The organism is Rouxiella aceris (assembly GCF_012933545.1).
Classification (GTDB): domain Bacteria; phylum Pseudomonadota; class Gammaproteobacteria; order Enterobacterales; family Enterobacteriaceae; genus Rouxiella; species Rouxiella aceris.
On record NZ_JAADJU010000006.1, the window covers coordinates 89,279 to 103,550 of the forward strand.

Annotated in this window: 12 protein-coding genes; 10 read left to right on the plus strand and 2 right to left on the minus strand. The window is 52.3% G+C overall.

The window, feature by feature from the left end:
* Positions 1–97: 97 nt before the first annotated feature.
* Positions 98–685: a molybdopterin adenylyltransferase gene (gene mog / locus GW590_RS12625; RefSeq protein WP_169403406.1), complete on the plus strand. Its 588-nt coding sequence runs from the start codon at positions 98–100 to the stop codon at positions 683–685.
* A 125-nt stretch (positions 686–810) separates the two neighbouring features.
* Entirely contained in the window at positions 811–2,133 is a 1,323-nt protein-coding gene (locus GW590_RS12630) for an MFS transporter (RefSeq protein WP_169403407.1), read from the plus strand.
* A 37-nt stretch (positions 2,134–2,170) separates the two neighbouring features.
* On the opposite strand, the gene satP is transcribed toward GW590_RS12630, so the two are convergent.
* Positions 2,171–2,734: an acetate uptake transporter gene (gene satP / locus GW590_RS12635; protein ID WP_169403408.1), complete on the minus strand. Its 564-nt coding sequence runs from the start codon at positions 2,732–2,734 to the stop codon at positions 2,171–2,173.
* Between the two features lie 306 nt (positions 2,735–3,040).
* Here satP and dnaK point away from each other — a divergent pair, with 306 nt between their 5' ends.
* From dnaK to nhaA, 3 genes are all read left to right on the plus strand, one after another.
* A complete protein-coding gene (gene dnaK, locus GW590_RS12640) occupies positions 3,041–4,942 on the plus strand; it encodes a molecular chaperone DnaK (protein WP_169403409.1) in 1,902 nt (633 codons plus the stop codon).
* Between the two features lie 168 nt (positions 4,943–5,110).
* Entirely contained in the window at positions 5,111–6,250 is a 1,140-nt protein-coding gene (gene dnaJ, locus GW590_RS12645) for a molecular chaperone DnaJ (protein WP_169403410.1), read from the plus strand.
* Between the two features lie 211 nt (positions 6,251–6,461).
* On the plus strand, positions 6,462–7,643 hold the full coding sequence (nhaA, locus tag GW590_RS12650) for a Na+/H+ antiporter NhaA (protein ID WP_169403411.1): 1,182 nt from the start codon (positions 6,462–6,464) through the stop codon (positions 7,641–7,643).
* A 126-nt stretch (positions 7,644–7,769) separates the two neighbouring features.
* Here the strand turns inward: nhaA and rpsT are convergent, their stop codons facing one another.
* On the minus strand, positions 7,770–8,033 hold the full coding sequence (gene rpsT, locus GW590_RS12655) for a 30S ribosomal protein S20 (protein ID WP_084982354.1): 264 nt from the start codon (positions 8,031–8,033) through the stop codon (positions 7,770–7,772).
* 502 nt (positions 8,034–8,535) lie between these two features.
* Between rpsT and ribF the strand changes: the two genes are divergently transcribed.
* The 5 genes from ribF to ispH all read left to right on the plus strand — a co-directional run bounded on the left by ribF (position 8,536) and on the right by ispH (position 14,267).
* Entirely contained in the window at positions 8,536–9,477 is a 942-nt protein-coding gene (ribF, locus tag GW590_RS12660) for a bifunctional riboflavin kinase/FAD synthetase (protein WP_169403412.1), read from the plus strand.
* 61 nt (positions 9,478–9,538) lie between these two features.
* Complete coding sequence (ileS, locus tag GW590_RS12665; protein WP_169403413.1) at positions 9,539–12,355, plus strand: isoleucine--tRNA ligase; 2,817 nt, start codon at positions 9,539–9,541, stop codon at positions 12,353–12,355.
* The gene (gene lspA / locus GW590_RS12670) at positions 12,355–12,861 is read left to right on the plus strand and encodes a signal peptidase II (protein ID WP_169403414.1); all 507 of its coding nucleotides are present in this window, start codon (positions 12,355–12,357) and stop codon (positions 12,859–12,861) included. Before ileS ends, lspA begins: the two co-directional genes overlap by 1 nt.
* Before the next feature lie 4 nt (positions 12,862–12,865).
* On the plus strand, positions 12,866–13,336 hold the full coding sequence (gene fkpB / locus GW590_RS12675; protein WP_169403415.1) for an FKBP-type peptidyl-prolyl cis-trans isomerase: 471 nt from the start codon (positions 12,866–12,868) through the stop codon (positions 13,334–13,336).
* Entirely contained in the window at positions 13,317–14,267 is a 951-nt protein-coding gene (ispH, locus tag GW590_RS12680) for a 4-hydroxy-3-methylbut-2-enyl diphosphate reductase (protein WP_169403416.1), read from the plus strand. The genes fkpB and ispH overlap by 20 nt, the downstream gene beginning before the upstream one ends.
* The last annotated feature ends 5 nt before the right edge of the window (positions 14,268–14,272 follow it).

Here is a 14,272-nt window from a genome sequence, read left to right on the forward strand (position 1 = left end):
CTTTTTTTATCTCTGCGTTTATGAAATCCCGATCCCCGCTCTACCGCCTGGCAAGGTTATCGATATACTTAGCTTTTAGATGTCCTGGAGGGGAACAATGGATAAATTACGTATAGGTCTGGTATCGGTATCCGATAGGGCTTCAAGTGGGGTCTATGAGGATAAAGGCATTCCGGCATTGGCTGCCTGGCTGGAAGAGGCGTTGATTACCCCTTTCTGTCTTGAACAACGCCTGATCCCTGACGAACAGCCGTTGATTGAGCAGGCGCTGTGCGAGCTGGTGGATGAAGCGGGATGCCATCTGGTACTGACCACCGGTGGCACCGGCCCGGCCCGCCGCGATGTCACGCCAGATGCCACGCTGGCGGTGGCCGATCGTTTAATGCCTGGCTTTGGCGAGCAAATGCGCCAGATCAGCCTGCATTTTGTGCCTACCGCGATTTTATCGCGTCAGGTTGGGGTGATCCGCAAGCAGGCGCTGATCCTCAATTTGCCTGGTCAGCCGAAATCGATCAAAGAAACCCTGGAAGGACTGAAAGATCCGCAAGGCAAGGTTATCGTGTCAGGAATATTTGCCAGCGTCCCCTATTGTATACAGCTGCTGGATGGCCCGTACATTGAAACGGACAGCCAGCTGGTAGCAGCATTTCGCCCAAAGAGCGCCATACGCGACACAAAAATCTAAAGATCGATTATTTCTAAGATAAGATCCAAACTGGGTGGTGTGAAAATTATTTGCCGCTTATGGTAATGTTTAGTTTACATAATAGCGGCAAAATTTTACTTCAACCTGGTGCGATACGGTATCTTATGCAACACGACAATCATCGCCGACTGAATCGGCAGGACTACAAAACGCTCTCTCTCGCTGCCTTGGGTGGCGCGCTGGAGTTCTACGATTTTATCATTTTTGTCTTCTTTGCTGCGGTCATCGGCGATCTGTTTTTCCCGGCGACTATGCCGGACTGGCTGCGCCAGGCGCAAACCTTTGGCATTTTTGCCGCCGGTTATCTGGCTCGTCCGCTGGGCGGCGTTGTGATGGCGCACTTTGGTGATTTGGTCGGTCGTAAGCGCATGTTCAGCTTAAGCATACTGTTAATGGCGCTGCCCACCCTGGCCATTGGTATGCTGCCGACCTATTCCTCGATTGGCATTGCCGCTCCCTTGCTGTTGTTGCTGATGCGTGTGCTCCAAGGGGCGGCGATTGGTGGCGAAGTGCCGGGGGCCTGGGTATTTGTCGCCGAACACGTTCCTCGCCAGCGCATGGGCTTTGCCTGCGGCACCCTGACGGCAGGCCTGACTGCCGGGATTCTACTTGGGTCAGTCGTTGCCACCCTGATTAACACCCTGTTGCCAGCAGCGACCATTGTGCATGGCGGCTGGCGTATTCCCTTCTTTCTCGGCGGTATTTTTGGCCTGGTTGCCCTCTATTTACGCCGCTGGCTGCAGGAAACCCCGGTTTTTATCGCCATGAAATCCCATAAAACCCTGGCCGAAGGCTTGCCGCTCAAGTCGGTGATTGCTCATCACAAGAAAGCCATTGTGGTATCGATGCTGATGACCTGGCTGCTCTCTGCCTGCATTGTGGTGGTGATCCTGATGACCCCCACCTATCTGCAAAAACAGTTGGCCATCCCTGCAACTTTGACTTTGCAGGCCAATAGCCTGGCGACCATTGCGCTGATTTTTGGCTGTATTACCGCCGGTTGGGTGGTCGATCGTCTCGGGGCGAGTAAAACCTTTATTATTGGCAGTCTGTTTTTTGGCGTCTGTAGCGGGTCGTTTTACTATCTGGTGGCGCAAAATCATGAGCTGCTGAGAGTGATGTATACCCTGGTTGGTTTCAGCATTGGGGTGGTGGGGGCGGTGCCCTTTGTGCTGGTACGGGCCTTTCCGGCGGAGGTGCGCTTTAGCGGTATTTCCTTTTCTTATAATTTGGCCTACGCCATTTTTGGTGGCTTGACGCCGATTTTTGTCACACTGATTATGCGACTGACGCCAATGGCACCCGCCTATTATGTGCTGGCACTGGCAATGATCGGTCTGGGGCTGGGGATTTACCTGCGTCGGGAGGTCAATCCGCTCTCGCAGATTGAAACCCGGCTGGCGGATCCGTTGTCATCGGGGAACTGAAGCATTAAAACCGCATCCTTGCGGTAGGGGGGCTGCCTTATTTGGCGCCCACAGGCATAAGCGCGTAACCGCATTGCGCGTTTATCACCTCTGCCATTGCCAGATAGATGGCGCTGGCGCCGCAGAAGATACCTTCATAGCCAGCCAGGTGCAGCAGGGCGGCGTTATCGGTGAGATGTCCAACGGCCAGCATGCCGAACAGCACCGTCAGGGTACCAAACACCACCTGCAGGCCACGGCTATGTTGCAGTGAGCCAATAAACATAAACAGGGTGAAGATGCCCCACAGAGCGAGGAAAGCGCCGAGTTGTTTGTCATCGGCGGCTTCTGCCAGACCCATTTTAGGCAGCAGCAAGATACCAACCAGGCTTAACCAGAAAGCGCCGTAGGAGATAAAGGCAGTCATGCCGAAGGTATTACCTTTTTTATACTCCAGCAGGCCGGCCAGGATCTGGCTGATGCCACCAAAGAAAATGCCCATACTGATGATGACTGAAGTCAGTGGGAAAAAACCGGCATTGTGCATATTCAGTAAAACGGTGGTCATGCCAAATCCCATCAGACCGAGGGGGCCTGGATTGGCCAATTGTGTGTCGCGCATAAGATATCCCGAAGTGTTTGAATGTGAATTAAAATCTCAGAAACAAGAAATCGGTGATTATCCAGTCATGATCTGAGCGACGGGCATCATAGAGAGGGGCGCAACGAGATATATTGATCTTAAAGGGCAATTAAGACGATTTTTTTTTGTCTTCCCCCTTGATGCTGCGTTGCATGACCCCATCTTATTCTCAACCGCAGTTGTTACCGCCGGTCTTATGCAATATCGGACAGTTGAAAACCAAGAAACCGTCCGCATATAGAGTAGCAACCTGAACGAATATGAATTTTAGTGGAGACGTTTTAGATGGGTAAAATTATTGGGATCGACCTGGGTACTACCAACTCTTGTGTAGCGATCATGGATGGCACTACGGCACGTGTGCTTGAAAACGCTGAAGGCGACCGTACAACACCTTCTATCATTGCTTATGCGCAAGATGGCGAAATCCTGGTTGGCCAACCGGCTAAGCGTCAGGCTGTCACTAACCCGCAGAACACGCTGTTTGCTATCAAGCGTCTGATTGGTCGTCGTTTTCAGGACGAAGAAGTTCAGCGTGACAAAGGCATTATGCCTTACAGCATCGTCAGTGCTGATAACGGTGACGCCTGGATTGACGTAAAAGGTCAAAAAATTGCACCACCGCAGATCTCTGCCGAAGTGCTGAAGAAAATGAAGAAAACGGCTGAAGATTACCTGGGTGAACCAGTGACTGAAGCGGTTATCACTGTTCCGGCCTACTTTAACGATGCGCAACGTCAGGCAACCAAAGACGCCGGCCGTATCGCAGGTCTGGAAGTAAAACGTATTATCAACGAACCTACCGCCGCTGCACTGGCCTATGGCCTCGACCGCGAAGTGGGTAACCGCACTATCGCCGTTTATGACCTCGGTGGTGGTACTTTCGATATCTCTATTATCGAAATCGATGAAGTTGATGGCGAAAAAACCTTTGAAGTTCTGGCAACCAACGGTGATACCCACTTGGGTGGTGAAGACTTCGATAGCCGTCTGATCAACTACCTGGTTGAAGAATTCAAGAAAGACCAGGGTATGGATCTGCGTAACGATCCGCTGGCAATGCAACGTCTGAAAGAAGCCGCAGAGAAAGCCAAAATTGAGCTCTCTTCTGCACAGCAGACTGACGTTAACCTGCCGTACATTACTGCTGACGGCAGCGGTCCGAAACATATGAACATTAAAGTAACCCGTGCAAAACTGGAATCTCTGGTTGAAGACCTGGTTGCCCGTTCTATCGATCCGCTGAAAGTGGCACTGAAAGATGCTGGCCTGTCTGTTTCCGAAATCCAGGACGTTATCCTGGTTGGTGGTCAGACGCGTATGCCAATGGTTCAGAAGAAAGTCGCTGATTTCTTCGGTAAAGAACCACGTAAAGACGTTAACCCAGATGAAGCAGTGGCCATTGGTGCTGCGGTTCAGGGCGGCGTGTTGTCAGGTGATGTCAAAGACGTGTTGTTGCTGGATGTGACTCCACTGTCCCTGGGTATCGAAACCATGGGCGGCGTGATGACTCCGCTGATCACCAAAAACACCACCATCCCGACTAAACACAGCCAGGTGTTCTCTACCGCAGAAGACAACCAGTCTGCGGTAACCATTCACGTGGTTCAGGGTGAACGTAAACGTTCAATCGACAACAAGTCGCTGGGTCAGTTTAACCTGGATGGTATTCAGGCTGCACCACGCGGTATGGCGCAGATCGAAGTGACCTTCGACCTCGACGCCGACGGTATTTTGCACGTGTCTGCCAAAGACAAGAATACCGGCCGTGAACAGAAGATCACCATCAAGGCTTCTTCTGGTCTGAGTGAAGAAGAAATTCAGAAAATGGTTAACGATGCCGAAGCCAATGCGGAATCGGATCGCAAGTTTGAAGAGCTGGTGCAGACCCGCAATCAGGCTGACCATTTGATCCACGGTACGCGCAAACAGCTGGAAGAAGCCGGTGACAAACTGCCTGCTGAAGACAAGACCGCGGTTGAAGATGCACTGAAAGCGCTGGAAGTATCAGCAAAAGGCGAAGACAAAGCGGATATCGAAGCGAAAATCCAGGCGCTGGTCCAGGTTTCTGGCAAGCTGATGGAAATGGCTCAGCAGGATGCACAGGCTGCAAGCGGCGATGCCAGCGCGAAGAAAGATGACGACGTTGTCGATGCTGAATTTGAAGAAGTCAAAGACAAAAAATAATTGCCCTTAAGCGGGCACAGTAATCGCGGTATGGCCAAATATCTTCAAGAGAGAGAAAGTTAACACTACTCTCTTTTGAAGAATAAAGAGGATACTCGGTTATTGATAACCAGCACGGGCGTCGAGGAAACTCTGCGCCCGTGCACGCATGTTGAGGGTAGCAAAGGCATGGCTAAGCAAGACTACTATGAGATTTTGGGCGTCGCCAAAACAGCGGATGAGCGTGAAATCAAAAAGGCTTATAAGCGCCTGGCGATGAAACATCACCCGGATCGCAATCAGGGTGATAAAGCATCAGAAAGCAAATTTAAAGAAATTAAAGAAGCCTATGAAATTCTGACCGATGCGCAAAAGCGTGCGGCTTATGATCAATACGGTCACGCAGCCTTTGAACAAGGCGGTATGGGTGGCGGTGGCGGTTATGGCGGCGGCGCAGGCGGCGGAGACTTTAGCGACATCTTTGGTGACGTCTTTGGCGATATCTTTGGTGGCGGCCGTCGTCAACGCGCCAGCCGTGGCTCAGATCTGCGTTACAACATGGACCTGACGCTTGAAGAGGCGGTGCGTGGCGTAACCAAAGAAATACGCATTCCAACACTGGAAGAGTGTGACGTTTGCCACGGCAGCGGTGCCAAAGCCGGCAGCAAGCCTGTCAGTTGTCCAACCTGTCACGGTGCCGGCCAGGTGCAGATGCGCCAGGGCTTCTTTACCGTACAGCAGGCCTGTCCGACCTGTCACGGCCGCGGCAACATCATCAAGGACCCTTGCACCAAATGTCACGGTCATGGTCGCGTAGAGCGTGCCAAGACCCTGTCTGTCAAGATCCCGGCGGGTGTGGACACCGGTGACCGTATTCGTCTCGAAGGTGAAGGCGAAGCCGGTGAGCATGGTGCGCCAGCGGGCGACTTGTACGTACAGGTTCAGGTCAAAGCGCATAAAATCTTTGAACGTGAAGGCAATAACCTGTACTGCGAAGTGCCAATCAATTTTGCGATGGCAGCCCTGGGTGGCGAGATTGAAGTGCCGACCCTGGATGGCCGTGTCAATCTGAAGATCCCTTCAGAAACGCAAACCGGCAAACTGTTCCGCATGCGTGGACGTGGTGTGAAATCCGTTCGCGGTGGCGCGCAAGGCGATCTGCTTTGTCGCGTGGTGGTTGAGACGCCAGTGAGTCTCAACGATAAACAGAAACAGCTGCTTCGCGACCTGGAAGAGAGTTTTGGTGGTGTGTCGGGAGAGAAAAACAGCCCGCGCTCTAAAAGCTTTCTGGACGGTGTGAAAAAGTTTTTCGATGATCTAACGCGTTAAATTTTAAATATATTTAATGTGTTGAAACTCAATCCCTGACTGCAAAGTCGGGGATTTTTATTTATGTATATAATTATAGGGTAAATTTCCCAGACCCTCACCCGGTAAGCGCATAAACGGCTTTTGCTGTCGTCGACATCTGAGTACAATTCGCCACTTATTCCGTGCGATGTGATTTCACGGGTGTCATTTTTAAAAGGAGTACAAAAGAGTGACAAACTTGATTCGTCAATTCTTACGTATGGAAGCCTCGGGCGGTATTGTGTTGATTGTTGCCGCTGTTATTGCCCTGCTGATGGCGAATACTTCGTTAAGCAATCTCTATCTTGAGTTTCTCAATACGCCGGTGACTGCGGGCATTGGGCATTTTATGCTTAACAAACCGCTGTTGCTGTGGGTCAATGATGGACTGATGGCCATTTTCTTTCTGATCGTTGGCCTGGAAGTGAAACGCGAGCTGCTGGAAGGTGCGTTATCCAGTCGTGAACAGGCGCTGTTCCCGGCGATTGCCGCTTTGGGGGGAATGATTGCTCCCGCGCTGATTTATCTGTCATTTAACGGTGCCGATGAGCTGGCGCGTCACGGCTGGGCGATCCCTGCGGCGACCGATATTGCCTTCGCCCTCGGGGTGATGGGGCTGCTAGGCTCACGGGTTCCAACCAGCCTGAAGGTCTTTTTGCTGGCGCTGGCCATTATTGACGACCTCGGTGCTATCGTGATCATTGCCGTGTTCTTCAGCCACGATGTTTCCATATTGGCGCTCACGCTTTCGCTGCTGTCGATTGCTATTCTGGTCTGGCTTAACTGGCGCGGGGTCAGCCAGTTAACCCCATACGTGATTATGGGCATTATCCTCTGGCTGTGTATTCTGCAATCGGGGATCCACGCCACGCTGGCCGGGGTGATCCTTGGTTTCCTTATCCCATTGAAAACGCCAGAAGGGAAGTCGCCGGCACGCCGCGTCGAGCATGGTATTCATCCCTGGGTTGCCTGGCTGATTTTGCCGCTGTTTGCGTTTGCCAATGCCGGGGTCTCCTTGCAGGGTGTCTCGACCGAAGGCGTGTTGTCTCTGTTGCCAATGGGCATCGCTGCCGGGTTACTGATTGGTAAACCGGTGGGTATTATGCTGTTTTGCTGGATCTCGATAAAACTGGGTATTGCCCAGTTGCCGTCGGGGGTTCGCTTTAAGCATATTGCCGCCGTTTCGGTACTTTGTGGTATTGGCTTTACGATGTCGATATTTTTGGCATCGCTGGCATTTGGCGACGCGGACGCATCGATGATGATTTATGCCAAGATCGGCATTTTGCTGGGATCGGTGTTGTCGGCGGTGGCGGGCTATCTGTTGCTGAGTCAGGTGTTACCGGCAAAATCGGTGCAGAAGGCGGGGTAAAATGCGGGGGCCTTGGCCCCCGTTTTACTGCCAAGGGTGCTGGCGCTGATAATCTTGCTTGCCAAAATTTGGGCATAAAAAAACCGGCAAAGCCGGTTTTTTTATCAAGCTCTCAACAGAATGCGATTATTGCATTGCGTTGATTTGCGCAGTCAGGTTTGACTTATGACGCGCAGCTTTGTTCTTGTGGATCAGGCCTTTACAGGACTGACGGTCCACAATTGGTTGCATTGCGTTGAATGCATTTTGTGCAGCTTCTTTGTCACCAGCTGCAATAGCCGTGTGTACCTTCTTGATAAAGGTACGCATCATTGAACGGCGGCTAGCGTTGTGCTGACGGCGTTTTTCTGATTGTACGGCGCGTTTCTTAGCTGATTTGATGTTAGCCAAGGTCCAACTCCCAAATATTTTTCTATTGAGGACAATTCGAAGGCCGAGGAATATGCCTTTTCGGACTTCTTTTGTCAACGGATTTGTGCAAATAAGCGCCGTTTCTCTATGTTCGAACTTCAGATTATTTCATCCGAACTTCAAGCGACACTTGTTACGTTGTGATGGCGCAGGATTTTAACAGCTTCCAGCCACAGAATACAGCCCATCGCAATAAAATTCAGTCAAGAAGTGATTATTCTTCCAACAGAGATTGTTAATGCTGAGTTTTTTTGAGAAAACAGAGAAGGCGTGATGAAAAAGGGGTTTCAACGAAGCCCCGCTGTTTTTCAGGACCCAGTATAGAGATAATCTGCCGACAAGTCGCCCTGATAGCAAAAAAACTGCGTTATCACTGAGAGAATCCTGCGATCCCGCCAATCGCTGGTTAACCTTATGGGCTGTACAAGGTATAATCCGCCGATTTCCTCTGTTTTGAGCCAGCTATGGATTTGAGCCTGTTATGGAGCTAATTCGCGGGATACACAATATTCGGGCACGTCACCACGGGTGCGTACTCACTATTGGCAATTTTGACGGTGTACACCGTGGCCATCAGGCATTGATCGAACAGTTGAAACTGCAAGGTCTACGTCTGGGGTTGCCGGTGATGGTGATGATTTTTGAACCTCAGCCGCTGGAGCTTTTTTCAGCCGAGAAAGCGCCTGCACGCTTGACCAACCTGCGCGATAAGGCAAAGTATCTCGCCGAATGCGGGATTGACTATTTGCTGTGCGTGAAATTTGATCCGCGTTTTGCCGCCAACAACGCGCAGGCATTTGTCTCGCAGCTGCTGGTAGAAAAACTGGGGGTCAAGTTTCTGACCGTTGGCGATGATTTCCGCTTTGGCGCAACGCGTCTCGGGGATTTTACTCTGTTGCAAAAAGCAGGGACGGAGTACGGTTTTGACGTGGTCAGCACGCAGACCTTCCGTGAAGGCGAACGACGCATCAGCAGCACGGCGATCCGTGATGCGCTGCGCGATGACCGCCTCGATCTGGCCGAAAACCTGTTGGGTCATCCCTTCAGTATTTCTGGACGGGTAGTCCACGGTGACAAGCTGGGACGTACGATCGGTTTTCCCACGGCCAATGTGCCGCTAAAACGCCTGGTCAGCCCGGTGAAAGGGGTCTACGCGGTAGAGGTACTGGGCGTTGCGCCACAGCCTATTGCCGGCGTAGCCAACATTGGTACACGGCCTACGGTCAACGGTGTCCGCAAGCAGTTGGAAGTCCATCTGCTTGACACCACATTAGATTTATATGGGTGCCACATTGATGTGGTGCTACGCGCAAAATTGCGCAGTGAACAACGTTTTGCATCGCTCGATGCGTTAAAGCAGCAGATTGCCAACGACGAGCAGACAGCCCGGGAATTTTTTGGGCTAAAGACTTTTTTGGGCTAAAAACCTAGCGCAATCCCCAATAGTAGCCCGGCATTGAGCCGAAAAATGGAACCGAGAATCTATGAGTGACTTTAAGAATACCCTGAACTTACCGGAAACAGGGTTCCCGATGCGCGGCGATTTGGCCAAGCGCGAACCTGCCATGCTGGATAACTGGTATCAGCAGGATCTGTACGGGATTATCCGTGCTGCCAAAAAGGGCAAAAAATCCTTTATTTTGCATGACGGCCCTCCGTATGCGAATGGCAGCATTCATATTGGTCACTCAGTTAACAAGATCCTCAAAGACATTATCGTCAAGTCAAAAGGCATGGCGGGTTTTGATTCGCCGTATGTCCCTGGCTGGGATTGTCACGGTCTGCCGATCGAGCTGAAAGTTGAACAACTGATTGGCAAGCCGGGCGAAAAAGTGACCCCTGCCGAGTTCCGCGCTGCCTGCCGTAAATATGCTGCCGAACAGGTTGAAGGCCAGAAGGCCGACTTTATCCGTCTGGGTGTGCTCGGTGACTGGGATCATCCGTACCTGACCATGGACTTCAAAACTGAAGCCAATATCATTCGCGCATTGGGCAAAATCATCGGCAATGGTCACCTGCTGAAAGGCGCCAAGCCGGTGCATTGGTGTACCGACTGCGGCTCTTCACTGGCAGAAGCCGAAGTGGAGTATTACGACAAGACCTCTCCGGCCATCGATGTGGCATTCAATGCCGTCGATGCCAGTGCCGTTGCGGCGAAGTTTGCCGTCACCACCTTTACCGGACCTATTTCACTGGTTATCTGGACTACCACGCCGTGGACCATGCCAGCCAACCGCGCGATTTCCCTTAACGCCGAGTTTGCTTATCAGCTAGTGCAGATTGCCGATCAATGTCTGATCCTGGCAACGGAACTGGTAGCCAGCGTAATGAAACGCATCGGCGTCAGCGAATGGACAGTTCTTGGCGAGTGCAAAGGTGCCGATCTGGAACTGTTGCGCTTTACGCATCCGTTCCTGGCATTTGATGTGCCGGCAATCCTTGGCGATCACGTTACCCTCGACGCCGGTACCGGTGCGGTGCATACCGCGCCAGGCCACGGTCCTGACGACTTTGTTATTGGTCAGAAATACGGTTTGGAAGTCGCCAATCCGGTCGGCCCGAATGGCTGTTACCTGCCGGGCACCTATCCGTCTCTGGATGGCAAGTTTGTCTTTAAAGCCAACGATCTGATCGTGGAAATCCTGCGTGAGCATGGTGCCTTGCTGCATCTTGAAAAACTGCTCCACAGCTATCCATGCTGCTGGCGTCATAAAACGCCAATCATTTTCCGTGCGACGCCACAGTGGTTTGTCAGCATGGATCAACAGGGTCTGCGTGCCAAATCGCTGCAAGAGATCCAAGGTGTGCAGTGGATCCCGGATTGGGGCCAGGCACGTATCGAAAGCATGGTGGCCAACCGTCCTGACTGGTGTATCTCCCGTCAGCGCACCTGGGGCGTGCCGATGTCGCTGTTCGTGCATAAAGAGACTGAGCAGTTGCATCCGCGTACCCTTGAGCTGATCGAAGAAGTCGCCAAACGCGTGGAAATAGACGGTATCCAGGCCTGGTGGGATCTCAACCCGGAAGATATTCTCGGTGCCGATGCTGCCCATTACAGCAAAGTCCCGGATACGCTGGACGTATGGTTTGACTCGGGTTCAACCCACTCTTCTGTGGTTGATGCCCGCCCTGAATTCCATGGTCACGAACCCGATATGTATCTGGAAGGTTCCGACCAGCACCGCGGCTGGTTTATGTCATCGCTGATGATTTCAACGGCAATGAAAGGCCGCGCGCCTTACAAGCAGGTACTGACTCACGGCTTTACCGTGGATGGCAATGGCCGCAAGATGTCAAAATCTATCGGCAACACCGTCAGCCCGCAGGATGTGATGAACAAGCTTGGCGCTGATATTCTGCGTCTTTGGGTCGCCTCAACCGACTACACCGGCGAGATCGCGGTGTCCGACGAGATCCTCAAACGTGCTGCCGACTCTTACCGTCGTATTCGTAACACTGCCCGCTTCCTGCTGGCTAACCTTAACGGTTTTGATCCGGCGCAGCATAGGGTAAAACCGGAAGATATGGTGGTGCTGGATCGTTGGGCGGTAGGCCGCGCCAAAGCCGCACAGGAAGAGATCGTTGCCGCTTACGATCGCTACGATTTCCACGGTGTGGTGCAGCGTCTGATGCAGTTCTGTTCAGTGGAGATGGGATCCTTCTATCTGGATATCATCAAAGATCGTCAGTACACCGCCAAGAGCGATGGCGTGGCGCGTCGCAGTTGCCAGACCGCGCTCTACTATATCTCCGAGGCGCTGGTTCGCTGGATGGCACCGATCATGTCCTTTACGGCTGACGAAATCTGGGGCTTCCTGCCGGGTGCGCGTGAGAAATTTGTCTTCACCGAAGAGTGGTACGATGGCCTGTTTGGTCTGGCTGACAACGAAGCCATGAACGATGAGTTCTGGGACGAGTTGCTGAAAGTACGTGGTGAAGTCAACAAGGTGCTGGAGCAGGCTCGTGCCGACAAACGTCTGGGCGGCTCCCTCGAAGCCTCGGTAACGCTGTATGCGGACGATGCTTTGGCTGGCAAACTCAATAGCCTTGGCAACGAACTGCGCTTTGTGCTGCTGACCTCTGGCGCGAAAGTGGCAGCACTGTCTGCGGCTGACGACACGGCAATCGCCAGCGAATTGGTGAAAGGCCTGAAAATCGGTCTGGAAAAAGCGCAAGGCGACAAGTGTCCGCGCTGCTGGCATTACACCACTGACGTCGGTCATGACGCTGCCCAGCCAGAAGTTTGCGGGCGTTGTGCCACCAATATTGCCGGTGATGGCGAACAGCGTGAATTTGCATAATGACTAAAGTAATGTGTTCAACCGGACTCCGCTGGCTTTGGCTGGCGGTTATCGTGCTGGTGCTGGATCTGGGCAGCAAAATATGGGTTATGGGACATTTCCAGTTGGGCGAATCAATGCCGCTGATCCCGTTTTTCAATCTGACCTATGCCCATAATCCAGGGGCGGCGTTTAGCTTTCTGGCCGATAAAGACGGCTGGCAACGTTGGTTTTTTGCGGGGATTGCCCTGGCCATTGTGATTGCCCTATTGGTGCTGATGTATCGCAGCAGCGCCGCGCAACGCCTGAATAATATCGCCTTTGCGATGATTATCGGCGGTGCGTTGGGCAATCTGTTTGACCGCATGGTCCATGGCTTTGTTATCGACTTTATTGATTTTTACGTCAATGACTGGCATTACCCTATATTCAACCTGGCCGACAGTTTTATCTGCGTCGGGGCGGTGTTAGTTATCCTTGAAGGCTTTATCGCCTCCAAGGATAAAACGGCAAACAATAAGGGATAAGACAATGGCCGAGCAGGTGAAACACGATAGCGCGGTACTGGTGCATTTTACGCTAAAGCTGGAAGACGGTTCGACGGCGGAGTCGACCCTGAGTCACGGCAAACCCGCGTTGTTTCGACTGGGGGATGGCAGTTTGTCTGATGCGCTGGAAAACCAACTGCTGGGGCTGCGCGTAAAGGATAAAAAAGCCTTTACCCTCTCTCCGGAATCGGCGTTTGGCATGCAAAGCCCGGATTTGGTTCAGTTCTTTTCTCGTCGTGACTTTATGGAAACCGGCATTCCCGATGTCGGTACCATTATGTTATTCACTGCCCGCGACGGCAGTGAGATGCCCGGCGTGGTGCGCGAAGTGACAGAAGATTCGATCACTGTCGACTTTAATCACCCTTTGGCCGGGCAGCATATTGATTTTGATATTGAAGTGCTGGCCATCGATCCGCAAATGGAGGCATCCCATGCAAGTGTTACTGGCTAATCCTCGCGGTTTCTGTGCCGGTGTCGACCGCGCCATTACCATTGTGGAACGTGCCCTTGAACTCTATGGCGCACCGATTTTTGTGCGCCATGAAGTGGTACACAACCGTTATGTGGTCGATAGCTTGCGTCAGCGCGGCGCGGTATTTATTGAGCAAATCGATGAAGTGCCGGACGGTTCTATTCTGATTTTCTCCGCCCACGGCGTGTCACAGGCGGTAAGAACGGAAGCCAAATCGCGCGATCTCACGGTATTTGATGCCACTTGCCCGTTAGTGACCAAAGTACATATGGAAGTGGCGCGCGCCAGTCGTAAAGGCACCGAGGCTATTCTGATTGGCCATGCCGGACACCCGGAAGTAGAAGGCACCATGGGGCAGTATAATAATGCTCGTGGCGGGATGTATCTGGTGGAGTCACCGGCGGACGTTGCCCGGCTTCAAGTGAAAGACCCGAATAACCTGTGTTTTATGACCCAGACCACGCTGTCCATTGATGATACCTCGGAAGTGATCGACGCCTTGCGTAGTCGTTTTCCCAAGATCGTCGGGCCGCGTAAAGACGATATCTGTTATGCCACCACTAACCGTCAGGAAGCGGTGCGTAATCTCGCCGATCAGGCTGATGTGGTACTGGTGGTCGGCTCTAAAAACTCTTCCAATTCCAATCGACTGGCGGAACTGGCCCAGCGCGTGGGCAAACCTTCTTACCTGATCGATTCTGCTGCCGATATTCAGGAGCACTGGGTAAAAGGCGCGCTTGGCGTTGGCGTAACGGCGGGCGCTTCGGCTCCGGATATTCTGGTGCAGGAAGTGATTGATCGTCTCAAGACATTGGGTTGTCTGGAGGTGATCAATATGAGCGGACGCGAAGAAAATATCGTGTTTGAAGTGCCGAAAGAACTGCGTATCGATGTGAAGGCGGTTGACTGATCACG

Bases quoted from the DNA above. Each gene is read 5' to 3' on its own strand.
- mog (WP_169403406.1), top strand. From the start codon at position 98: ATGGATAAATTACGTATAGGTCTGGTATCGGTATCCGATAGGGCTTCA.
- GW590_RS12630 (WP_169403407.1), top strand. From the start codon at position 811: ATGCAACACGACAATCATCGCCGACTGAATCGGCAGGACTACAAAACG.
- satP (WP_169403408.1), bottom strand. From the start codon at position 2,734: ATGCGCGACACACAATTGGCCAATCCAGGCCCCCTCGGTCTGATGGGA.
- dnaK (WP_169403409.1), top strand. From the start codon at position 3,041: ATGGGTAAAATTATTGGGATCGACCTGGGTACTACCAACTCTTGTGTA.
- dnaJ (WP_169403410.1), top strand. From the start codon at position 5,111: ATGGCTAAGCAAGACTACTATGAGATTTTGGGCGTCGCCAAAACAGCG.
- ribF (WP_169403412.1), top strand. From the start codon at position 8,536: ATGGAGCTAATTCGCGGGATACACAATATTCGGGCACGTCACCACGGG.
- ileS (WP_169403413.1), top strand. From the start codon at position 9,539: ATGAGTGACTTTAAGAATACCCTGAACTTACCGGAAACAGGGTTCCCG.
- lspA (WP_169403414.1), top strand. From the start codon at position 12,355: ATGACTAAAGTAATGTGTTCAACCGGACTCCGCTGGCTTTGGCTGGCG.
- fkpB (WP_169403415.1), top strand. From the start codon at position 12,866: ATGGCCGAGCAGGTGAAACACGATAGCGCGGTACTGGTGCATTTTACG.
- ispH (WP_169403416.1), top strand. From the start codon at position 13,317: ATGCAAGTGTTACTGGCTAATCCTCGCGGTTTCTGTGCCGGTGTCGAC.